This is a genomic window from Campylobacter lari, from assembly GCF_900638335.1.
Lineage (GTDB): Bacteria > Campylobacterota > Campylobacteria > Campylobacterales > Campylobacteraceae > Campylobacter_D > Campylobacter_D lari_E.
Genome location: NZ_LR134508.1, coordinates 950,929 through 973,778 on the forward strand (window position 1 = coordinate 950,929; position 22,850 = coordinate 973,778).

29 protein-coding genes are annotated in these 22,850 nt (G+C 29.6%); 1 reads left to right on the forward strand and 28 read right to left on the reverse strand.

Annotation, left to right across the window (positions count from 1 at the left end):
* Positions 1-15: 15 nt before the first annotated feature.
* The 16 genes from EL235_RS04915 to EL235_RS04990 form a co-directional block, all read right to left on the reverse strand.
* Positions 16-369, reverse strand: a complete 354-nt coding sequence (locus EL235_RS04915) for a cupin domain-containing protein (RefSeq protein ID WP_232017381.1) — start codon at positions 367-369, stop codon at positions 16-18.
* Positions 370-371: 2 nt separating this feature from the next.
* The gene (gene rplS, locus EL235_RS04920) at positions 372-728 is read right to left on the reverse strand and encodes a 50S ribosomal protein L19 (protein ID WP_012661698.1); all 357 of its coding nucleotides are present in this window, start codon (positions 726-728) and stop codon (positions 372-374) included.
* Positions 729-739: 11 nt separating this feature from the next.
* Positions 740-1,444 (reverse strand): tRNA (guanosine(37)-N1)-methyltransferase TrmD, encoded by a 705-nt coding sequence (gene trmD, locus EL235_RS04925; protein ID WP_039626476.1) that lies wholly within the window; start codon positions 1,442-1,444, stop codon positions 740-742.
* The gene (gene rimM, locus EL235_RS04930; protein WP_126340926.1) at positions 1,441-1,965 is read right to left on the reverse strand and encodes a ribosome maturation factor RimM; all 525 of its coding nucleotides are present in this window, start codon (positions 1,963-1,965) and stop codon (positions 1,441-1,443) included. Before rimM ends, trmD begins: the two co-directional genes overlap by 4 nt.
* Entirely contained in the window at positions 1,955-2,200 is a 246-nt protein-coding gene (locus EL235_RS04935) for a KH domain-containing protein (protein ID WP_012661701.1), read from the reverse strand. The genes rimM and EL235_RS04935 overlap by 11 nt, the downstream gene beginning before the upstream one ends.
* A 2-nt stretch (positions 2,201-2,202) precedes the next feature.
* Positions 2,203-2,430: a 30S ribosomal protein S16 gene (gene rpsP / locus EL235_RS04940; RefSeq protein WP_012661702.1), complete on the reverse strand. Its 228-nt coding sequence runs from the start codon at positions 2,428-2,430 to the stop codon at positions 2,203-2,205.
* A gap of 71 nt (positions 2,431-2,501) precedes the next feature.
* On the reverse strand, positions 2,502-3,839 hold the full coding sequence (gene ffh / locus EL235_RS04945) for a signal recognition particle protein (protein WP_039626481.1): 1,338 nt from the start codon (positions 3,837-3,839) through the stop codon (positions 2,502-2,504).
* A 64-nt stretch (positions 3,840-3,903) separates the two neighbouring features.
* On the reverse strand, positions 3,904-4,656 hold the full coding sequence (locus EL235_RS04950; RefSeq protein WP_039626482.1) for a 23S RNA-specific pseudouridylate synthase: 753 nt from the start codon (positions 4,654-4,656) through the stop codon (positions 3,904-3,906).
* Entirely contained in the window at positions 4,637-5,821 is a 1,185-nt protein-coding gene (waaA, locus tag EL235_RS04955) for a lipid IV(A) 3-deoxy-D-manno-octulosonic acid transferase (RefSeq protein WP_126340927.1), read from the reverse strand. Before waaA ends, EL235_RS04950 begins: the two co-directional genes overlap by 20 nt.
* Before the next feature lie 2 nt (positions 5,822-5,823).
* Positions 5,824-6,537 (reverse strand): zinc ribbon domain-containing protein, encoded by a 714-nt coding sequence (locus tag EL235_RS04960; protein WP_126340928.1) that lies wholly within the window; start codon positions 6,535-6,537, stop codon positions 5,824-5,826.
* An 11-nt stretch (positions 6,538-6,548) separates the two neighbouring features.
* The gene (locus EL235_RS04965; RefSeq protein WP_039626485.1) at positions 6,549-7,274 is read right to left on the reverse strand and encodes a Nif3-like dinuclear metal center hexameric protein; all 726 of its coding nucleotides are present in this window, start codon (positions 7,272-7,274) and stop codon (positions 6,549-6,551) included.
* Entirely contained in the window at positions 7,264-8,124 is an 861-nt protein-coding gene (gene glyQ / locus EL235_RS04970) for a glycine--tRNA ligase subunit alpha (RefSeq protein WP_039618598.1), read from the reverse strand. The genes EL235_RS04965 and glyQ overlap by 11 nt, the downstream gene beginning before the upstream one ends.
* Positions 8,121-8,627, reverse strand: coding sequence for a DUF3972 domain-containing protein (locus tag EL235_RS04975; protein ID WP_039626486.1), 507 nt, complete (start codon positions 8,625-8,627; stop codon positions 8,121-8,123). Before EL235_RS04975 ends, glyQ begins: the two co-directional genes overlap by 4 nt.
* A 9-nt stretch (positions 8,628-8,636) precedes the next feature.
* The gene (purE, locus tag EL235_RS04980; protein ID WP_039626488.1) at positions 8,637-9,131 is read right to left on the reverse strand and encodes a 5-(carboxyamino)imidazole ribonucleotide mutase; all 495 of its coding nucleotides are present in this window, start codon (positions 9,129-9,131) and stop codon (positions 8,637-8,639) included.
* On the reverse strand, positions 9,128-10,384 hold the full coding sequence (locus EL235_RS04985; RefSeq protein WP_126340929.1) for a peptidase U32 family protein: 1,257 nt from the start codon (positions 10,382-10,384) through the stop codon (positions 9,128-9,130). The genes purE and EL235_RS04985 overlap by 4 nt, the downstream gene beginning before the upstream one ends.
* Positions 10,381-11,088, reverse strand: coding sequence for a hypothetical protein (locus tag EL235_RS04990; protein ID WP_039626490.1), 708 nt, complete (start codon positions 11,086-11,088; stop codon positions 10,381-10,383). The genes EL235_RS04985 and EL235_RS04990 overlap by 4 nt, the downstream gene beginning before the upstream one ends.
* A gap of 196 nt (positions 11,089-11,284) precedes the next feature.
* Between EL235_RS04990 and glnA the strand changes: the two genes are divergently transcribed.
* Complete coding sequence (gene glnA, locus EL235_RS04995) at positions 11,285-12,715, forward strand: type I glutamate--ammonia ligase (RefSeq protein WP_039626492.1); 1,431 nt, start codon at positions 11,285-11,287, stop codon at positions 12,713-12,715.
* 28 nt (positions 12,716-12,743) lie between these two features.
* Here glnA and purU read toward each other — a convergent pair whose 3' ends face one another.
* From purU to napA, 12 genes are all read right to left on the reverse strand, one after another.
* Positions 12,744-13,571 carry a formyltetrahydrofolate deformylase gene (purU, locus tag EL235_RS05000; RefSeq protein WP_126340930.1) on the reverse strand — a complete coding sequence of 276 codons (828 nt, stop codon included), beginning with the start codon at positions 13,569-13,571 and terminating at the stop codon, positions 12,744-12,746.
* A gap of 2 nt (positions 13,572-13,573) precedes the next feature.
* The gene (locus EL235_RS05005; protein WP_232017382.1) at positions 13,574-14,677 is read right to left on the reverse strand and encodes a tRNA nucleotidyltransferase/poly(A) polymerase family protein; all 1,104 of its coding nucleotides are present in this window, start codon (positions 14,675-14,677) and stop codon (positions 13,574-13,576) included.
* Positions 14,646-15,083 carry an effector protein CiaD gene (ciaD, locus tag EL235_RS05010; RefSeq protein ID WP_039626498.1) on the reverse strand — a complete coding sequence of 146 codons (438 nt, stop codon included), beginning with the start codon at positions 15,081-15,083 and terminating at the stop codon, positions 14,646-14,648. The genes EL235_RS05005 and ciaD overlap by 32 nt, the downstream gene beginning before the upstream one ends.
* Positions 15,080-15,328, reverse strand: a complete 249-nt coding sequence (locus EL235_RS05015) for a hypothetical protein (RefSeq protein ID WP_114640779.1) — start codon at positions 15,326-15,328, stop codon at positions 15,080-15,082. Before EL235_RS05015 ends, ciaD begins: the two co-directional genes overlap by 4 nt.
* Positions 15,329-15,389: 61 nt before the next feature.
* Positions 15,390-16,562: an MFS transporter gene (locus tag EL235_RS05020; RefSeq protein ID WP_039626500.1), complete on the reverse strand. Its 1,173-nt coding sequence runs from the start codon at positions 16,560-16,562 to the stop codon at positions 15,390-15,392.
* Positions 16,563-16,564: 2 nt separating this feature from the next.
* Positions 16,565-16,732 (reverse strand): hypothetical protein, encoded by a 168-nt coding sequence (locus tag EL235_RS07880; protein ID WP_164717495.1) that lies wholly within the window; start codon positions 16,730-16,732, stop codon positions 16,565-16,567.
* A 2-nt stretch (positions 16,733-16,734) separates the two neighbouring features.
* Positions 16,735-17,070, reverse strand: a complete 336-nt coding sequence (locus EL235_RS05025) for a chaperone NapD (protein WP_039626501.1) — start codon at positions 17,068-17,070, stop codon at positions 16,735-16,737.
* Positions 17,057-17,983: a WD40 repeat domain-containing protein gene (locus tag EL235_RS05030; RefSeq protein WP_126340931.1), complete on the reverse strand. Its 927-nt coding sequence runs from the start codon at positions 17,981-17,983 to the stop codon at positions 17,057-17,059. Before EL235_RS05030 ends, EL235_RS05025 begins: the two co-directional genes overlap by 14 nt.
* Before the next feature lie 4 nt (positions 17,984-17,987).
* Complete coding sequence (locus tag EL235_RS05035; protein WP_039626505.1) at positions 17,988-18,506, reverse strand: periplasmic nitrate reductase, small subunit, cytochrome c550 protein; 519 nt, start codon at positions 18,504-18,506, stop codon at positions 17,988-17,990.
* Complete coding sequence (gene napH, locus EL235_RS05040) at positions 18,496-19,287, reverse strand: quinol dehydrogenase ferredoxin subunit NapH (RefSeq protein WP_126340932.1); 792 nt, start codon at positions 19,285-19,287, stop codon at positions 18,496-18,498. The genes EL235_RS05035 and napH overlap by 11 nt, the downstream gene beginning before the upstream one ends.
* A complete protein-coding gene (gene napG / locus EL235_RS05045) occupies positions 19,284-20,033 on the reverse strand; it encodes a ferredoxin-type protein NapG (protein WP_126340933.1) in 750 nt (249 codons plus the stop codon). The genes napH and napG overlap by 4 nt, the downstream gene beginning before the upstream one ends.
* 2 nt (positions 20,034-20,035) lie before the next feature.
* Complete coding sequence (gene napA, locus EL235_RS05050) at positions 20,036-22,810, reverse strand: periplasmic nitrate reductase subunit alpha (RefSeq protein ID WP_126340934.1); 2,775 nt, start codon at positions 22,808-22,810, stop codon at positions 20,036-20,038.
* Positions 22,811-22,850 lie beyond the last annotated feature (40 nt).

Below are 22,850 nucleotides of genomic sequence, written 5' to 3' on the forward strand. Positions count from 1 at the left end.
AAAATAAGGCTTAAATTAAGATTTCAAAACACTTTCAACGCGTTCAAGACTATCTTGCTTATATAAAGTTAAGCGCACTATAGAATCTTCTAGCGCTAAAAGATTATGGATTTCATGAGCTTTTAAACTTATACTATCTAGTGCTTTAAGTAGAATTTGTTGATTTAAAACTCCAAAATCAATGGAGCCTTTTAACACTTGTATGGTAATATCAAAAGGTGCTTTATGATCTTTCATAAAGCTATCTTTTGACATAGTTATGCAGATTTCTTTAGCATAAGCATTTTCTATTTTATTAGATATATTTATGCCATTTTGAATTTCTTGTTCCCAAGAAATTGTTTCATATATTTGAGTTCTAAATTTCACTTTTATTTTTTAAGTTCTTTAATACGAGCGGCTTTACCTCTTCTATCTCTTAGATAGAATAATCTAGCACGGCGTACACGACCTCTTCTCAATACTGTAATACTTTCTAAACTTTCACTATAAATAGGGAAAATTCTTTCAACGCCTACATTATTAGCGCCGATTTTACGTACGATGAAAGTTTCATCTACACCATTTCCTCTACGTGCTATACAAATACCTTCAAAATTTTGAATTCTTGTTTTATCGCCTTCTTTAATACGAATAGCAAGTCTTAAAGTATCTCCAGCACGAAATTCTGGAACATTTTTACCTTCAATTTGTTTTTGCTCAAATTGCTCAATGTATTTATTTTTCATAACGATATTCCTTAAAATTTGCGTTCATGCTTTTGATACAAATCAGGACGAAAGTATTTCGTTTTGCAAGACGCCAAAGTAGTTTTTAAAGCTGTAATTTTAGCGTGATTTCCCTTTAAAAACTCTGAAGGCACATAAAATTTTTTATTTTCCTTTTCAAAAATAAAAGGTTTAGAAAACGATGGAGCTTCTAATAAGTCATTTTCAAAACTTTCTTCATTTAAACTTTCACTATTTCCAAGAACATCTTGAATATTTCTGCTAATAGCATCACACATCACCAAGGACGCTAACTCTCCACCTGTAAGTATAAAATCACCTATAGAAAAAACCTCATTGGCAAATTCTTCCACAATACGTTCATCCAAGCCCTCATATCTACTACTTACAAAGCAGATATGATCTTTTTTGCTTAATCTTTTAGCATCAGCCTGCTTAAAAGTCTTAGCACAGGGCAAAAGAAAAACAAAATGAATATTTTTATCTTGCTTTTTAATATGCTTTAAGCAATCATACAAAGGCTGAGCTTGCAGCAAAAGCCCTGCACCTCCTCCTATTTTATAATCATCTACCTTTAAATGCTTGTTTATAGTGAAATTTCTAGGGTTAATAAAAGCAAATTCCAATATTCCTTTTTCTTTTGCCTTTGCTAAAATAGAAGTTTGAAAATAAGGCTCAATAAGCTCTGGGAATAAACTTACAAAAGTATATTTCATGAATTTTCTAAAATATCTAAAGCAGATTGCGTGAATATTTTTTTATTTTCTATATCAATTTTTTGAATATATTTATCAACATAGGGAATATAAAAGTTTTTAACCTTTGTTTGTAGTTTTTCATCACATTTTATACAAAATAAAAATCCTGCTCCATTTTCCAAAATGTCTTCAACTATACCTAATTTTTGCTCATTTTCAATAATATCGCATCCAATTATGTCAAAATAAAAATATTCATCTTTTTTTAATTTGCAAGTTTCTTTTGTAGCTTCAATAGTTTGAAAAAGAATAATATTGGTTAATGTTTTGGCAATCTCAACACTTTCAAAGCCTTCAAATAAAACCAAAGATCTAGTTTTATCAAAAGCTTTTATGGTGTAAATTTTTTGATTAATATCAAAAAATTTAGCACCTATTTTAAACTGCTCATAAAAATCACTAAGATTATGTAATTTTACATAACCTTTTAAACCAACACTTTTCCCAAGTTTAGCAACTTGGACCAAATCATTCTTCAATGGCTTTTACCGTTATACGATATGAAGTTGCATCTTTAACTTTGTAAGCCATAATGACTGTTTTTATTGCGTTGATTAATTTTCCATTTTTTCCGATCAACTTACCAGTATCAGATGGATCGACATAAATGATAATTTCAGCAAAATTATTTTCTAAATTTTGTCTTTGTATATCAACTTTTTCAGGAAAATCAACAATTAATTTTGCGTATTCTCTTAAAAAATTTTCAACCATTTTTATTTGCTTGTAATAGCTGCTACTCTATCGCTCAATTTAGCACCTACGCTTTTCCAATAAGCTAAACGCTCAGCATCAAATTTTACCACTTCAGGTTCAACCATAGGATTATAATATCCAATGCTTTCTATCCAGCTACCATCACGTCTTTTTCTACTATCAGTTACAACTATACGATAAAATGGTCTTTTTTTACGTCCCATTTTTGTAAGTCTGATTACTGTCATTTTAATACTCCTAAAAAAATTAAAATTTTGTTATAGATATTTTAACTCATATATCCATAAAAAAGCTTTAATTATTGCGGTCTTTTAGCTTGCTGCAACATATTCATAAAGTTTTCCATTCCTTTTTTATTTGAAAATTTCTTTGCCAATTTAGCTGCATTACTAAATTGTTTTAAAAAGCGATTTACTTCCATTTGAGATAAACCAGCACCCTCTGCGATACGACGCTTTCTTGCATTGTTTAGTAAATCAGGATTTTCTCTTTCTTTTGGTGTCATTGATGAAATCATTGCCTTGATATGAATAATTTCTTTAGAATTATCTAAATCAATATCTTTAATATTTGCTGCCATAGACGATAAGCCAGGTATCATACCAATGATTGATTTCATACTACCAAGTTTTTTAACGCTTTCCATTTGATTTAAAAAATCATTAAAATTAAATTCGCCTTTTTTAATTTTTTTGTTCAGTTTTTTTGCTTCTTTTTCATCAATAATCGCTGCGGTTTTTTCAGCTAAAGTCGCTAAATCGCCCTCGCCCATGATACGATTAACAATTCTATCAGGGATAAACACTTCTAAATCAGCTACTTTCTCACCAACACCAATAAATCTTAGAGGCACACCAATTTGCTTTGCTATGCCTAGTGCAACACCGCCTTTAGTATCTGCATCGAATTTACTTAAAATAACCCCTGTAATTTCTAAAGCTTCATTAAAGCTACTTGCAGTTTTAACACCATCTTGACCACTCATAGCATCAGCTACATAAAACACTTCATCAGGATTTAAAATAGCTTTTACTTCTTTAAGCTCATTCATCAAAGCTGTATCGATTGCTAAACGGCCGGCAGTATCTACAAGCAAAACATCATACATAGAATTGTTTGCTTTTTCTAAAGCTTGTTTAGCTACATTCAAAGGATTACTTTCATTTTCTATAAAAAACAAATCAAGCTCATTAGCTTGAGTGAGTTGTCTTAGCTGTTCTACTGCAGCTAATCTCTGTAAGTCACATGCAGCAATTAGCACTTTTTTATTTCTTAGCTTTAAGTAATTAGCAATTTTTACCGTAGTAGTAGTTTTACCACCGCCTTGTAAACCACACATCAAAACAACCGTAGGTGGCTTACTAGCAAACACAAAACCTTGATTTTTACCTTTAATACTAAGAATTTCTTCTAAATTTTTCTTAATTGAATCTAAAAATTGTTTTTGACCTATACCATTAGTTTTCACATCATTTTCTACTAAAGTAAGCAATTCTTTAGTAACTTTATGATGCACATCTGCTTTTAAAAGGGCTTTTTTTAAAGTGTCAAGAGCGTTTTTTAAAGCTTTTTCATCATCAACAAAACGAAGTTTATTAACCGCGGATTTAAATGACTCACTAACTATTTCAAACACTTTATTTTCCCTTTATTAAAATTTTAAAAAGCTAAATTATAAACCCTTTTAGCTTTAAACGCCTTTAAAAATTTAAATTTTTTACTTCAAAACCATATGCATTAAAGCTCTCATCGAGCAAAGCTTTAAATTGATAATCAAAAATATGCGTTTCATAAGAATGCAAATACATCCTAGAAGAGCTAATTTTTGCATATTTTTCATCGCCAATAATGCCATGTTTTATATGATTTAAATGCACTCTGATTTGATGTGTTCTACCTGTTTTAATGACCGCTTTTATTAAAGTTTTTTTAGCATTTACCATTAAAGGTATAACCTGAGTATGAGCTTCTAAGCCAAATTTATCAATTTTACTAAAGGCTCCGGATTTATTTTTTATAGTAGTTATTTTTTCACAAATTTCAAGTTCTTCAGCGATTACCCCATCAACAATAGCTAAATAACTTTTATAAACATTTTGCTTTTTATATTCTTGAATACATCTTAGTCTAAATTCCTCATCTTTACTTAAAAGTAAAACCCCGCTTGTTTCTTTATCAAGTCTATTGATTAATTTAGCATTATAAACACTTTCTAAATTCTCACTAATTTCTCCATAAGGCTTATTTAAGGATATGATTTTATCATCTTCAAAAAGTATTTTTGCTTTCTTGATTTTTTGCACAACAAATCTTGTTTTAGAACTCATCAAAGCTCTAGCTATAACAACCTTTTTACCCATAGCAAAAACACAGCCTTTGTCAATCAAGTCTTTTGCTGCATTATTAGAAATTTTTTCTTGCATTGCAAGCAATTTATAAGCTTTTTCTTGCATCTAAACCTTCTTTTATACTTAATATAACTTCACTTAAATCACTTTGTTCTTTAAGCTGTGCTTGTAATAATTTTTGCTTTAAAAAATCATTTATATCTTTTACATTCTCACAAATATACAAACCATAAACTTCTTGATATAAACTTTCTTGATTAAAAAAATATTTCCCTGAGATAATAACATTATTCCATCTAGCTGCTTCTATAGGATTATGCCCACCTATATTATTTACAAAAGAGCCACATAAAAAAACTACATCACTAATCTTATAAAAACTTTCTAGCTCACCTAAAGTATCTAGCAATAAACACTTAGCATTAAAAAAATTTGCAAAATCATTTTCGCTTAAAACAAAGTCTGAAAATTTTTGCATATTATAGTGGTTTTTATGACAAAAATCTTTTAAAATTCCCTCAACTTTACTAAAACGTTCTGGATGTCTTGGGGCAATAACCAATTTATCATTTTCTTCTAGTTTAATCTCATCAAGCAACAATTGCTCTTCATTTTCATGCGTACTAGCAAATATAATAATCCTAGCTTTAGGTTTGGAATAGTTTTTCGCTTGTTCTTGTTTTATATTAACTTTGATATTTTTATATGCTATAACATTTTTAGCACCCAAACACTCTAATCTTTCTTTGTCTTTTTGACTTTGTGCAAATACAACATCAATATATTTAAAAATCAAACGATAAAAAAAACTAAAGCGCTTGTAATTTTTTAAAGATCTATCACTAATTCTAGCGTTTAACAAAATCACTTTTGCGTTATAAAATTTAGCCATAAACACAAGTACAAGCCAAAGCTCTGCTTCAAAAATAACCAAAACTTTACAAGGTCTCATCCAAAAAGGTATGAAAATTTCAAATGGAAAAAAATTTACATTTTTAGAATACTTTAAAGCTTCATCAAATCCAGTTTGAGTAATAGTTGAAATTTTACAAGTTGGAAAAAGTTTTATTAAGGGGACAAGGCTTTTAATTTCACCAAAAGAACAAGCATGAAAATACACATCACCTTGTTTTTGTTTTAAATTTTTGTAAAGAAAAAATCTTGATTTTAATGATATTTTATACTTTTCCTTGCAAAAACTTAAAATCAATAAAAAAGGAGCTGTGATTACATATATAATCACAGTAAAAATATAATAAAAAAAAATCAATTTTAATTTTCTTCTTTTTCTTTGTATAAAATTCTTCCACAATGTGGGCAAGTTATGATTTCATCACCTTTTAAAACAGCCAAATAAGTTTTATCATAAATTCTCATAAAACAACCATAGCAAGCATGTTTTTTTACAGGTACTACAGCGCTATTTCCCGCCCATTTTCTAATTTTTTCATAAAAAGTTAAAACTTTTTGATTTATTTCACCCATTAGTTTAACTTTCTTATCATAAATTTGCAATCTATCTTTTTCAATATCTACTAATACAGCTCTAGTTTGAGCATCAATTTGATCCACTTCATTTTCAAGTTCGTTTCTTTTAGTTTGTAATTCTTGTATGAATTTTTCTTTATTTTCTAAAATTTTATCCAATCTTTCAATTTCTTCATTTGCTGCATCAAGTTGTTCTTTAGCTATATCCTCTTCAATTTTTAAAGCATTTGCTTCTTTTTCAGTTTTTACTGCTGCACTTTTTTTGGCTATTTCTTTTATTTTTACACCAAATTCTGCAATATGATTGTTGTTTTGAATTTTTTGATTTTCTATATCTTTAATATCTTTCTCAAAACTAGCAATTTCTTCTTCAGTTTTATCAAGTAAATTACGCTTTTCTTTTAAATCTTTTGTAGCATCTTCTACTTTATTTGTAAAACCATCAAGTTCTTTATCAATTTGTGATAAAGTTATAAGTTGTTCTAAATATTTACTCATTGAAATTTTCCTTAAAAATATTGAAATGGATTTTTTGAAACTGATATTATAACTTCTAAATGAAATTTTTGCAAATCTTTTGCTAAAATTTTACCAAAGCAAGATTCGCTTTCATAGTGTCCTATATCAATCAAACTAAGTTTATTATGATAACTTTCCAAAGCTTGATGATATTTAAAATCTCCACTTAAAAAACAATCCGCCTTAACACTAGAAATTAAATCTCCACCACTGCCTGTGCATATTGCTAAAGTTTTAATTTTCTCATTACCTGCGTTTACAACTCTTATGCAATCAAGCTTTAAACTTTTTTTTACATGATTAATTAAATCGCTAAATTTAAAATCAACATCACAATAAATTAAAAACTCATTTTGTTCTTTGATTTTAAATCCTAAAATTTCACGAGCAAAATAAGCATTTAAATGACTTAAATCAAAATTCGTATGCATAGCAATTAAAGCTATGTTTTTTTGTATCATTTTAGTAAGAATATTTTGCGGATAAAACACCCCGCTTAAGTTTTTTAAACCTTTAAAAATCAAAGGATGATGAACTATAAAAAGTGAATTTTCACGTGCATTTTCAATTAAATGCATATCCACATCAAGAGCAAGATAAATTTGATTTACTTCTTGATCTAAAGTTCCAAGTAATAAGCCACTATTATCCCATGAACTTTGCGTGTTAAATGGGCTAATAGTATCCAAATAATCATAAATTTCTTTAATTTTCATCTAAACTTTCTTTATACACCAAGGCACAATTTTTAGATAATTCTCTAATTTTAAGCATAAAGTCTTGTCTTTGAGTTACTGAAATAGCTCCTCTTGCATCAAGCAAGTTGAAAGTATGCGCTGCTAACATACAATAATCATATGCGGGTAAAGCAAGCTTTGCTTCTAATGCATTTTTACACTCATTATAAGCATTTTCAAATTGCACATTTAAAGTTTTAACATCACTTACTTCAAAATTATATTTACTAAATTCAAACTCACCTTGCTTATGAACATCTTTATAAGTAATTTTTTCACCGTTAAATTCATTCCAAACTATATCATACACATTATCTACATCTTGTAAATACATTGCAAGTCTTTCTAAACCATAGGTAATTTCAGCACTTACTAAATCTACGCTTATACCGCCAACTTGTTGAAAATAAGTAAATTGTGTCACTTCCATACCATCAAGCCAAACTTCCCAACCTAAACCCCAAGCACCTAAACTTGGACTTTCCCAGTTATCTTCAACAAAACGAATATCATGTGATTTTAAATCAAAACCTAAATTTTCTAAACTTTTTAAGTATAATTCTTGGATATTATCAGGACTTGGTTTAATCAAAACTTGAAATTGATAATAAGCACCTAGTCTATTAGGATTTTCACCATATCTTCCATCAGTTGGTCTTCTACTTGGTGCCACATAAGCAGTTGCCCATGGTTTTTTTCCTAAACTTCTTAAAAAAGTTGCCGGGTGAAAAGTCCCTGCACCTGCTGGAAAGTCATAAGGTTGCATAATAGCACAACCTTGCTTTTGCCAAAATTCTTGCAAATTTAATATCATTTGAGAAAAGGTCATTTTTCATCCTTTATTTCTTCTGGCTTTTCAGGCGAATTTGCATACAATTCTACTGTTTTATTCCACATCATTTTATATTTTCTTTTTAGAAATTCTACTTCATTGCGCGCATATTTAAGTTGCTCGTTAAGATTTTCTATAGTTTTTCTATCCTCATCATAAAGTTCTTGCATAGAATAAAGAGCATCTTTTAAAAATTTATTCTCACCCTTTAAAGCTTCTAAGGTCTCATCCTTAGCATCAAGAACTTTTTCATGTAAATTTAAAATAGTTCCTATGGTTTTTTCTACAAAACTTTCTCCTGCTAAAGTCATAGAGTTTACCATAGCAGGTTGTTTTGAGCTCATAGGTACCACACTAAAAGTTCCTTGGTTGGCTTCTATATAAATTTTACCCTCTTCTTCTTTGAAATTTAAAGCACCATTTGCCATCATTCCTTTTACAACATCTTCAGATAAATGCACCAATTGACAAAATTCTTTTAATTCCAAGTAAGTTTGCATATATGCTCCTTAAAGAAAAACTTCAATTGTATTAGAATCTTGGATTAATTTTTCTTGTTGTTTTTGTCTATCTTCTAATAATTTTTGCGCTAAAGACTCATCATCTATTGCTAAAATTTGTACAGCTAAATAAGCTGCATTAATAGCTCCTGCTTTACCTATAGCTACAGTTGCCACAGGAATTCCACTTGGCATTTGCACAGTTGAAAATAAAGAATCCATGCTTGCTAAATTACTTCCTGGCATAGGTATACCTAAAACAGGTTTTGTTGTGTGTGCTGCAACAGCTCCTGCTAAATGTGCCGCCATGCCCGCTGCGGCGATAAATACTTTAGCACCTTTTTCTTCTGCATTTTTAATGTATTCTTGGGTTCTTTGGGGACTTCTATGAGCTGAAGTGATTAAGATTTCATATTTAACATCAAATTTTTCCAAAATTCCCAAAGCTTCTTTTACCACATCATAATCACTCTTGCTTCCCATTAATATAGAAACAAATTTCATTCAACACTCCTTCTTAAAAAGCTAAATTCTGGAAGCTTAAATGGCAAAGCAATTTCGTTTTCATTGCCACTATGAATTTCACTAAATTCTTTATTACTTTTAGCTACTAATTGCTTAAAAACTATAATTTTTTTACCATCATTTTCATAAATTAAGCCTAATTTATTTTCTCCTAATTCTATATTAGAATTAACCGGGGCTAAAATTTCATATTCTTTGTTTAATTCTATTTTGCCTTTACATTTAAAAAACTCGCCATCTTCACTAATGGCATGCACTTGATGAGTTCCTTCTTCTATGCTTGTATCATGATTAATAGAATCTGTTTTTTCATATGCCCTTGAAACTAAATATCCGTCTGTAAAACCTCTGTGTTTTAAAGTATGAATTTCTTTTTCATATTTGCTCGCATCAAAAGTATCTTGCAATACATCTTGCACTGCCATTTTATAAGTTCTTGTAGTCAAAGCTACATAGTACTCGCTTTTTGTTCTTCCTTCTATTTTAAAAGCATGAATACAATTTTCTTGCATAATTTTTTGAATATATGAGCTTAAATTTAAATCTTTAGAATTAAACACATGCGTGCCGTTTTCATCTTCTTCTAATCTAAAAAGCGTATTTGTTTCTGGATTTTTTGCATAAAGCTCATAATTAAATCTACAATCATTTGCACACGATCCACGATTACTCATACGTCCACTTTGTACTGAGCTTATTAAACATCTACCAGAATATGCAAAACACATAGAGCCATGGACAAAACTTTCAAGTTCGATATCACAATTATTTTTTAAATCTTTTGCATCTTTTAAGCCAAGCTCCCTTGCTATAACAACACGTTTAGCTCCCATATCTTTATAAACTTGAGCGTCTAAATAGTTTAAAATATTAGCTTGAGTAGATACATGAAGATTAATTTCAGGTGCAAGCTCCCTAACCAAACGCATAGCACCTACAGAAGCTACTATAAAAGCATCAGGTTTCATCTCTTTTAATTTCAAAACATGCCTTTTTAAACCCTCAATTTGTGAACTAAAATGAAAACCATTAATAGTTACATAAATTTTTTTTCCTCTTGCATGAGTGTAATCAATAGCTTCTTTAAAAGTTTCATAGTTAAAATCTCTAGCAGTTCTTGCTCTTAGTGAAAAATTACTCACTCCTGCATAAATAGCATCAGCCCCATAAGCTAATGCTATTTTTAATTTTGTAAAATTACCCGCAGGAGCTACTATTTCAGGAATAATCATTTTTTTCCTAAACTTGCGATTAATGCCTCAATATCATCATTGCTTACAACATCTGCAGTTGTATCACCTTGGATATGCACAGCCGATCCAACGCGTTTTTCATCATCAATTTTACCCTCAAATAAACTACTCATATATCTACTTAAAGCTCTCATGACATTAATAACACGCTCTATTTTTTGACGATGAATATCTTGATATTGCATAGCATCCATTGCCATCATAACCTCATCTTGTCCAGTTTGCAAACAACCTGTAATTTCATCTATAATATTTTTGGCATTGTTATTAGTTTCTATAGCCTCTTTAAAACTTGCAACATTAGGAAATTTTGCATTTAATTTCTCAAAAATTTCTATATTTTTGTTCAAAGCGTCACTAATTACACAAAGCTCATTTTCTGAATTTGCAAAAAAATCATTAATAGCTTCTAGTTTTTCCATCATTTCGGTAGCTTTGATTTCACTATCTCTTGTAACATCATCAAGTTGATGTACAACTTTATGTTCTTTACTAGGTGGTGGTGGTGGCCAAGCCATATCTGCTCTTGCTTTATAATCACCATTAATCATTTCTTCTACAATTTGCTGATTTTTTGCTTCATCTTCATAATCTGTCTCAGATTTTGCTTCCACATCTTCCACAGAGTCAAGATCTAAGTCTTCAGTGCTATTCATTAAAGCATCTAATTCTTCTTGAGTCATTGTCACACCTTTTTTAATAATAAAAACTAATGCGAGATTATATTACAAAAAAATATAAACCAATATTAATTTTATTAATTAATTATATAAATTTATTTTTTTACATTTGACTATAAAAAAAATATTAATTTAAACTTAATTTAAAAAAAATATACTACAATCTTAAAAATTAAAACATATTTAAAAAGGAGATAAAATGGGTAAATTTGTAAATAATATTGATGAATTTTTTAGTTATTGTCAAGAGCACGAAGTAATGTTTGTTGATTTTAGATTTACCGATATGATAGGTACTTGGCATCACATCACTTACAATATAAAAGCAATTGATGATAATACTTTTGAAAATGGGATTCCTTTTGATGCAAGTTCTTTACATGGTTGGCAACCGATAGAAAAATCGGATATGATTTTAAAACCCGATGTAGAAAGTGCGTTTTTAGATCCTTTTACAGCAGATCCTACTATTATAGTAATTTGTGATGTATATGATATCTACAAAGAACAAATGTATGAAAAATGTCCAAGAAGTATTGCTAAAAAAGCAATGCAACACTTAAGTACGAGTAATATTGCTGATACAGCTTATTTTGGTCCTGAAAATGAATTTTTTATTTTTGATAATGTAAAAATAGTTGATTCTTCTCATTGTGCAAAATATGAAGTTGATACTGAAGAGGGTGAATGGAACGACAATAAAGATTTTACAGATAGCTATAACAGTGGACATCGTCCAAGAAATAAAGGTGGATATTTTCCTGTAAGTCCTATTGACTCGAGCGTGGATATTAGATCTGAAATGGTGCAAGTTTTAGAAAGAGTGGGTTTAAAAACCTTTGTACATCACCATGAAGTAGCACAAGGACAAGCTGAAATTGGTGTAGAATTTGGAAATTTAGTTGAAGCTGCTGATAATGTGCAAATTTACAAATATGTAGTAAAAATGGTAGCGCATTTAAACGGAAAAACAGCAACTTTCATGCCAAAACCACTTTATGGAGACAATGGGAGTGGTATGCATGTACATATGAGTCTTTGGAAAGATGGAGTAAATTTATTTTATAATAAAGAAGGCTATGGAAAGCTAAGTGAATGTGCCATTAATTACATTGGTGGAATTTTAGCTAATGCAAGAAGTGTTGCAGCATTTACCAATCCTAGTTCAAATTCTTATAAAAGAATAGTTCCAGGTTTTGAAGCACCTTGTATATTAACTTATTCTTGTCAAAATCGCTCTGCAAGTTGTCGCGTGCCTTATGGTATTAATGAAAAAAGCGCAAGAGTTGAAATAAGATTCCCTGATAGTACTTCTAATCCTTACCTAGCTTTTACAAGCTTACTTATGGCAGGACTTGATGGCATTAAAAATAAAACCATACCAGTTGGACCTATGGATGAAAATTTATTTGCACTAACCCTAGATGAAATTAGAGAAAAAGGTATAGAACAATTACCTCATACTTTAAGAGGATCTTTAGAAGCACTCATTAGAAAAAATGCTTTCTTAAAACCTGTTATGAGTGATGTGTTTATTGATGATTATCAACATATGAAATTTGAAACTCAAGTATGGCCTGTAGAAGCTAGACCAACTGCATATGAGTTTAAAACTTGTTATTCCTGCTAATTTTTGATGCCTTTTTGGCATCAAAAATTTAAAACACTATTGTTTTATTTTCGTGTATAAAAATCCTATCATCAAATACTAAGTCTAAAGCCTTAGAAAAAACATTTTTTTCCACATTACGACCTGCTTGTTGCATAGCCTGCCAAGAATATTCATGAGTAACCGGTATAACATCTTGGGTGATAATTGGTCCCTCATCTAAGTTATTATTTACAAAATGTGCTGTTGCACCTATAATCTTCACTCCTCTTTCATAAGCTTGCTTATAAGGATTAGCTCCTATAAATGCAGGTAAAAAAGAATGGTGGATATTAATAATCTTTCCTTCGAAATGCTCCACAAAAGTTGGAGATAATATTCTCATATATTTTGCTAAAACAATATAGTCAAACTCATACTGTTTTAAACACTCTAGTAATTTTTTTTCATGCTCTTGTCTGCTTAAATCCTGTGCCAAAATAGTATGAAAAGGTATGTTAAATTTATCCACTAAAGGTTTTAATATCTCATAATTTGCAATAACTGCTTTAATATTTGCATTAAATTCGCCACTAAATTGACGGATAAGCAACTCACCCAAACAATGAGTTTCTTTAGTAGCTAAAACAATAATATCTTTTTTTCTCTTTGGTGTAATTTCAATTTGTGCATTATCAGGAAGCATAGCTTCAAGTGTTCCTTTAAAAGCTTTTATATCAAGCTCACCTTCTAAATGCGCCCTAAAGAAAAAACGATCCTCTCCAACAAATTCATCATTTTTTATAATATTGATTCTGTATTTAAAAATAACATCTGAAATTCTATAAATCAATCCTTTTTCATCACTACTTGAAATTTTTAAAATATATTCATTCATTTTTACTCCTTTATATAGTTTTTTAATTCTTGCAATCTTCTTTTTTCAAGCTCAATCCCAAGTTCTTTCCCACTAAATCCTTCCTTTAGTAAATCATTTGCACTAATTTTACTTTCAAAAGCACGATGATATAAATTTAAATTTTTTGCTTGTGTTATACGCTCATTATCCCAAAGTCCAAGCCATTTGCAAAGTGGTATTTTTAAAGCAATTTTAGCTAAATTAAAATCATCAATTTTACCTAAAATAAACTCTTGTTCACATTTTTTTAATAGTTCTTTTTTTAATTTTGTTTTTTTAAAAAATTCCTCTTTATTTATATGAAAAAAATTCAAATACAAATACAAAAACAAAGCCTCATTGCAAATTAACTTTTGACTTTGCTCTAATAGCCTTTCAAATTCTTCATTGCAATTTTGATGAAAAAAGATTTTTTCTTCTAAATTTAAAATTTTAAAATACTCATAAGCTTTATTTAATCTTGAAGTTTTAAAAATTTTATAAAGTTCATTATTAATGCGTTCTTTAGATAAATCACTTATATCCATAGTTTGCATTAATTTTAAACTTTCATTTGCAATTATTAAATCAAACCTGCATGCAAAAGAAATTCCACGAAGTACTCTTAAACTATCTTCAACAAAACTTTTATCATCAATATGTCTTATAATCTTTGCTTGTAAATCTTGCAAACCATTAAAAAAATCTAAAAATTCAAAATCGAAAATATTTATCATTAATGCATTAATGGTAAAATCCCTTCTTTTAGCTCCTTCTTGTTCATCATTACAAACTTTAACCTCAAAACCTCTATGGCCTGTAGAAATTTTATTTTCATAACGTGCTAGAGCTAAATCAAATTTTTTGTATTTATATACAAAAAAACTTTTTCCTACTCCATTTGCACCAAGTTTTTGCATTAAATCATCAAAAATTTTAGGCTCAATATCATAAATTTCTATATCATAATCATCACTAGATAAATCTAAAAAAGAATTCCTTACACAACCACCTACCAAATAAGCTCTTTGCGTGTAAGGTTTAAATACATTTTTAATTCTTAAAAAATCTTGATCATTTTTTAAGTCTATCTTCAATCTTTGCAAGTAAAAACTCTAAAAAGGTAATTGTAATATCTAGTCTTTTTTCTATATGTTCATCTTTGGTATTTTTCAATCCTTCAAATAAAACCAAAATACGCTCTCTGAGATTTTTTAAGAAAAATTCTTCATTGTTTATAATACTTTCTTCTTTTTTCTCTAAAGCTTCAACCTTAATAGCGACATTTTGTTTATCATCTTTTACTTTTACTTCTAAATCATCTAATTCTTGAATTAGCTCTTGAGCAACCTTGTTAATTTCTTCTTTGATTTTTTTCTCTTGCACATTAACACTTTTTTCCTGAGTAATTTCTTCTACCATAGGAGCAAATTCATCATTTTTACTTTTTTTATTATCTAATTCTGAATTAACTTCACTAATAGCCATTTTTGCTAAATCTTCTATATTCATAGCTTTATCAACCACCTTTTAAATTCATTAATTTCTTCTTCACTTTTCATATTGACAAAAAAATCAAGCATATCGTAATTTAAATCTTCATGATTGGAACGCAAGCCACTTAAACGCCTTATAGCATCAATAGCGTTTTTATTTTGTGGATCTTGTTTTAGTATATTTTTATAAATATCCAAAGCTTCATCTTTTAAACCTTGTGCTTCATAAATAGAAGCTTCTGTTACTGTATATCGCATTATCAACTCACAAAAAATAAAATGCCAAAATTCTAACAAAAAAGACTTTAATTTATTTTAATTTTTACTTAATTACAGGAGCTTTATATGCTAAAAATACAAAAATATTAAGTATTATAGCTACAACCATAAGCATGATAAAGCCTAAAGTAAAATTTCCAAAGCTATCATGAAGCATGCCTATAATCCAAGGTGCTTGAGCTGCTATTAAATACCCTATACCTTGTGACATAGCAGAAAGTTTAGCTGCTATAAAAGAATTTGAACTTTTTATAGCAATAAACAATAATGAAATTGTAAAAACGCCACTAGATGCAAAACCTAAAAAAATAGCTGCTAACAACAACGCTAATTTTACATCACAAAAAAACACCAAAACAAAACTTAAAACATATAAAAAACCCAATATTATAATAACAAAGCTCTTAGCACGAACTCTTAGTTTTCCTAAAACAATAGGCAATAAAAACGCCACAGGCATACCTATGATTTGAGAAAGTAATAAAACATTAGAACCAAAATCAATTCCAAAACCTTTTTCACTTATCATCACACTAAGCCAAGCAAAAAGACTATAAGATAAGAAACTTTGTAGCCCCATTACAATGGTAACTTTCCAAGCTGTTAAATTTAAAAAAAGATTTATTTTATTGATATTTTTCTTTTTAGGACGCAATAATCTTTTATTTTTTAAATGCGGAAAATAAAAAATCAAAGCAATCAAAGCTAAAACAACCCAGAAAAACATAGCCTGAGGTACTTCAAAAATTTTAAGTAAAGGGAGTGATAAAGCTACACCAGCAATTGAAGATAAACCTATGATAGATCCATATAAACCCATTATTTTATAAGTATTTTTTACAAATTTTTCTTTTACAAAAGAAGGTAATAAAACATTAGCTATTGCAATACCCGCTCCAATTAGAAAAACCCCAGAAAATAAACCTATATTACCCCCATAACTTCTAATAAACTCTCCAAAAACAATCAAAATTAAGGCGAAAAACAAAGCTTTAATTTGCGAAAAATACGCTACAAAAAACGATATAAGACCAAAAGCTATTAAAGGTAAGGTTGTTAGCATACCTGCTAAAGTAGAATTGATATTGTAATATTCTTGGATATATTCTATCATAGGACCTATAGAGGTTACAGGTGCTCTTAAATTTAAAGCAAGGGTAATTACAACTAAAATATTAATCCAAAAGAATTTTTTATATGAAATTTGTGTATGCATGATTATTTTTGATTTAATATATTTTCAAGGTATTTTTGTTTATCTTGCTTAGTATCTTTTTGTTTTATTTGCTTTTGTTCTTTTACTACTTCATTTTCCTTAGAAAAATAAAAATGATCAATAATAAAAATAGAAGATATGATCGCTATCAAAGGTATTAAAAAAATCATAATCAATACTTTCTAAAGACATTACCATAGTATTCTATATTATCTTTTTTTAAATTTTCATCAAAAGTATTTGCCTCAAAATTTGCTTTTAAAATTTTTTCTCTTTCTTCGTCTAAATCCTGATAAGAAAAAACCATATTAATACTCACTACCCCATCAAGCTGTTCTAATTGTTTATATGCTTTTAGCTCATCATCTAAATTTTCACTTTCTATTACTACTATAACTTTTTCATCCTGAGCTAATTCCACGCTACAGCAAGGTGTTTTTTGAATTTGCTCTTTGAGTTTTTCTAATTTTTCTTCTTTAGTTAAAATCAACACACTAGAAAGATTCATCTATACTCCAAAATATAATTTTGTTTTCATAACCTGCGCTAATAAACTCATGCTCGTTTAAAAATATAAGATATTCTAGCAAAAAATCTTTATTTTGGAATTTTTTTATCGTTTTTAAATTTTTAGTATCTATAAGTTCTATAATATTTTTTTCATTATCTCCAAAAACTGCTATTGAGCCATCTTTATTTAAAGCACAAGTATAAATTAAAAAATCTCTTTCTATATTTTTTTCTTGGTCATTTTGCACTATACCTAATTTTCTATCAGTGCTACAGCTTGCAATAATTGTGTTTTTAAAATCAAGTTGATAGATATTATCCTTATGAATACCCTTATAATTTTTTATTTTTTGCCATTTCTTCACATCAAAAAGTATTATTTCGCCACTTTCAAAACCTGCCACTAATTGAGTTTTTGTTTCATTTAAAACCACATCACTTAAGCTTGAACTAGAAAAAGTAAAATTTTTTACAACACTTTTTGTTTTTAGATCAAAAAGCTCTATATTAGAACCTAGCAAGGCCAATAAAATAGTATTATCATCTAAAAACAAAGCCTTTTTTACTCCATCATTAGTTAAATCATAGCTTAAAAGTTGTTTATTTTTGTAAACATGTAATTTTTTGCTTCCAAAATCACCTTCACTTAAAATCAAAATAGCCCCATTTAAGTAATCAATACTATAAATTCTAGGGCTAAGATTTTCTTCGTAAAAATTTTTAATCTTATCAAGTTGAGTAATTTTTTGCATTTTTTTATCTTTAATGAAATATTGGTTTATTTCTCCATTATCAAGTCCTATAAGCAAACTATTATCAGTAAGTTTTAAAGCATTTAAATTTGAATCAAGTTTAAGCTCATAGCTAAATACATAAATACTCACTAACAAGATTAAAAATATTTTTTTCATAATTTTATTTTACACCTTCATTTAAAACATCTAAGAAATTAGATTTTTTCTTTGATTCCTCGCTTTTAAATTTAGCTTCAAAGCTATTTCCCACTAAAGGTTTAGCATCACTTTGTGGTACATGACATTGCGTACAATTAAATCTTGCATCACTTACCATATCTTTAGTAGATTTATTTTTTCTTAAATCAAAATAATGGCTACTTGGAAGTGCTGTCGCAGCTAAGTCTTTTGCTACTGCTTTATCATGACAACTTAAGCAAATATTATTATCTTTAGTAATTGGAAGCATATCCTCTAAAGTATGTGGAATCAATGGCGGAGCGTTTTCAAATGACCTCTCAATCAAAACAGATTCGCCAGCTAAAGCTTGAGAGTATTTAGCATCCAACAACTCTACATTTTCACTTTCTAAACTTGTTTTTCTTAAACCTATATCTTTTGAATCAACACTTTTAACAGCAAGCCCGCAAGCACTTATTAAAACAGCTGCTGCTAAGGATAAAAAGATTTTATTTTTCATTTTCTCTCCTTAAATTTATTATACTAAAACCTAAAGCATCATCACCGCAAACATCAATACATTTCCCACATCTAATACATTCACCTGATTTTACATCTTGATTTTCTTTACCTATCATCCAAAGTACTTGCTTTTCAGGACATACTCCAAGACATTTATAACACTTAGTGCATTTTTGTAAGTTATATCTTACTTTTAGCAATGAAAAATGCGAACTTAAAGCCCAAAAAGCCCCTAAAGGACAAAAATACGAACAAGTAAATCTTGGACTAAAAAATGTATCTATACAAAAAATAATCAAAGCTACAAAGAGCCAAGAAATACCACCGAAAATAATCCCTCTTTGGATTATTCCTATATAAGAAAATTCCTCAAAAACAGGAAAAGAAAAAAGAAAAGAAAAGATCAAAACAAAAGCCAAAACATAATAACGCAAATTTTTATTTACATTAAAAACTCTTGCTTGATTAAAGCCTAATTTATTTCTAATAAAATAGGCAAAATCAGTAATGATATTTACAGGACAAACCCAAGCACAAAAAGCTCTTCCAGCAAAAATAGCATAAAATAAAAACACTATCAAAGCACCACTTAAAGCCATTAAATCTACTTGCAAACTTGCTAAAGCAAGTTGAATAAATGCAAAAGGATCGCTTAGTGGCACCGAAGAAAATAAAACCGAAGAGCTTAAATTTCCTTTTAATATAAAATTAAATACACCAAAAGAAAAAAAAGTTAAAATAGACAATTGCACTATTCTTCTTAAAATAAGATACTTCATAGCAATTCCCCATCATTAAGATAATCTTTAGCCTTATTTTTATTGAAATTTTTATCTGTGTTTACATCTTGTAAACGTTTTTCATCTTTTTCATCCCAACCTTTGATGTAATTATCCCCAGCTTTTCCTAAAACAAATTCTCTAGGTAAAACTTTAATGGCTGCTTTTTGTGTTATACAAGCTTTTTCACAAATCCCACATCCAACACACACTTCATGATCTACCACAGGTAGTAAAAATGCATGCTTTGCTGTTCTTTCATTGTGTTTTGTTTCAAGTTTTAATGCTTTATCCATTAGAGGACAAGCTCTATAGCAAGCATCACATTGAATTCCCCAATAAGCAACACAACTTGCACTATCAATTATAGCTATACCCATTTTTGTTTTATAAATTCCATCTTTTTGCTCTAGATATTTATGATCTAGAGCATTTGTAGGACAATCTCTTATACAAGGTATATCCTCACATAACCTGCAAGGATTTTCTCTTGCTACAAAAAAAGGTGTGCCATTTTTAGCACTATTTTTTAAATTTGCTAGCTTTAAAACATCATAAGGACAGGCTTTTACGCAAAGTCCGCATCGTATGCATTTTGATAAAAATTCTTTTTCATCATCTGCTCCAGGAGGTCTTAAAAAATACTCCTGGTTTGAGCTAAATGCTAAACTTGCCAAAAATGCACTTCCGCTTCCTATGCATAAAAGCTTAAAAGCAAAGGCTAAAAATTCTCTTCTATTTTTCATTTTTATGCTTTAGTAATTTTTACGGCACATTTTTTGAAATCTGTTTGATTAGACAATGGACAAGTTGCATCTAGTGTAACTTTGTTTATATATACATTTTCATCAAACCAAGGCACATACACAAGGCCTTTAGAAGGTTTATTTCTACCACGAAAATCTACTCTAGCTTTTACTTTACCACGGCGTGATTCTACCCATACGATGTCGCCTTGATTGATTTTCATAGCCTTAGCATCATCTTCATTCATATAACAAAGTGCTTCAGGTACCGCACGGAAAAGTTCAGGAACCCTCATAGTCATAGTTCCACTATGCCAATGTTCTAGAACCCTACCAGTACATAACCAGAATGGATATTCTTTGCTTGGTCTTTCAGGTGCTTTCATGAATGGTCTAAAGAAAATTTTTACTTTGTTTTTTAAACTATATTTTTCTTTAGTTTGTGGAGCTAATAAATCTCCTTTTGGTAATTCTTTGGCAAAATCACCATAAAACGCAAAGTCTGAATTTGGAGCGGCTTTTTTAGCATAATAATCAAATTTAGTATTAAATCTCCACTGGGTTTCTTTACCATTTACCACAGGCCATCTTAAACCTCTTACTTTATGGTAAGTATCAAAATCAGCTAAATCATGCCCATGACCTAAACCAAATTTGCGGTATTCTTCCCATAGATATTTTTGTACAAAAAATCCATATCCATTAAATTCTTTACCATCACTGCCTATAACTTTTCTCTCATCGCCAAATACTTCAGAATTATCAAATCCTTTTGCGATACTATCTTTAGCTTTGAAAGATTTTGCTTCTTTATTAGCAAATAATACATCATATAAAGTATCATCTTCACTATAACCCATAGCCTTGGCTTCTTCTAAAACACTTGGCAAGGTAAGTTTATCATTTACCTTAGTTTCACCCCAAACTTCTTTTATTTTAAAGCGTTTTGCAAATTCCATAATTTGCCAAGTATCGCTCATAGCTTCACCCACAGGTAATACTTGTTGTTTCCAGTGTTGAGTTCTTCTTTCAGCATTACCATAAGCACCCCATTTTTCATAAATCATAGCACTTGGTAAAATTAAATCTGCCACCTTAGCACTAATTCCTGGGTAACAATCACTCACAACGATAAAATTATCCATTTCTCTAGCTGCTGCTATCCAGTGATTTGCATTAGCAGTGTTTTGCCAAGGATTATTTACTTGCACCCAAGCAAATTTGATATTTCCATCTTCTAAATCTCTCATGATTTTTAAATATGGAGCACCTGGTTTAGGATTGATTGTTTTTGCAGGAACTTTCCAAATTTTTTCACTAATTTCTCTGTGTTTAGGATTTGCAACCACCATATCAGCAGGTAAACGATGTGAAAAAGTCCCTACTTCTCTTGCGGTTCCACAAGCACTTGGTTGCCCTGTCAATGAAAACGCACCATTTCCTGGTTTTGCTTGTTTACCAAGTAAAAAATGCACCATATAAGCTTGCTCGTTCACCCAAGTACCTCTTGTGTGTTGATTAAAGCCCATAGTCCAAAAACTTACAACTTTTCTATTTTTTTCTATATATAAATTTGCTAATTCTTGAAGTTTTTTCTTAAATTCTTCTATACTTTCATCTTCATTGCCTTTAGCAACTTTAGCAACATAATCAAGCGTATAAGGCTCTAAAGCTTTTTTGAAATCTTCAAATGAAATTTCCCAATGTGCATCAGGAACACTTTGGTGTTTCATTTCAAATTTATCGCCTGCTTTTACCCCTAAATAAGCCAAAGATACTGCTTCTTCTTCATCTACAATAATAGCATTTTGTTTTGCTACAGTATCTTTTTCACTTGCTTTAAATTTAGGATGGTTTGGATTATTTCTCATTCCATAACCAATATCAGCATAACCTGTTGTAAAAATACAATGTTTTTCAATAAATTCTTTATCCATAGCTTCAGGATGATTATAAACAATCTCTCTAGCGATATAATTCCAAATAGCTAAATCAGTATTTGGCTTAAAAATAATTTCAGTATCTGCTATATGAGAGGTTCTATTAGAAAAAGTAGATAAATTAACGATTTTAACTTTATCTAAATTACTTAATTTTCTATCACTTACTCTTGACCATAAAATCGGATGCATTTCTGCCATATTTGCACCCCAAGTAATAATAGTATCAGTAAGCTCTATATCATCATAACAACCAGAAGGCTCATCAACTCCAAAAGTTTGCATAAAACCAACAACAGCACTAGCCATACAATGGCGTGCATTTGGGTCTATATTGTTGGATCTAAAACCAGCTTTTACTAATTTTGCAGCAGCATATCCTTCTTGTATAGTATATTGACCGCTTGCAAAAATTCCAATACCTTCAGCACCTTTTTCTTTATAAGCTTTTTTAAATTGTTTTTCCATTTCATCAAAAGCTCTTTGCCAAGAAACTTGTTGGAATTTTCCTTTTTTATCAAACTCACCTTTTGCATTTACACGAAGTAAAGGTGTTACTAAACGATCTTCTCCATACATGATTTTTGCATTAAAATAACCTTTAATACAATTTAATCCACGATTTACTGGAGCTGCTGGGTCTCCTTTTACGGCAACAATTTTACCATCTAAACTTGCAACTAAAATTCCACAGCCTGTACCACAAAATCTACAAACAGCTTTATCCCAACGCCATTTATTCTCAGTATTTGCAAGCACACTACTTGGAGCACTAAGACCTGCAACACCACAAGCACTAGCAATAGCGGTATTTTTAATGAAGTCTCTTCTGTTCATTATATCCCTCGTTATTGTTTATTTATGTATATAAAGAATA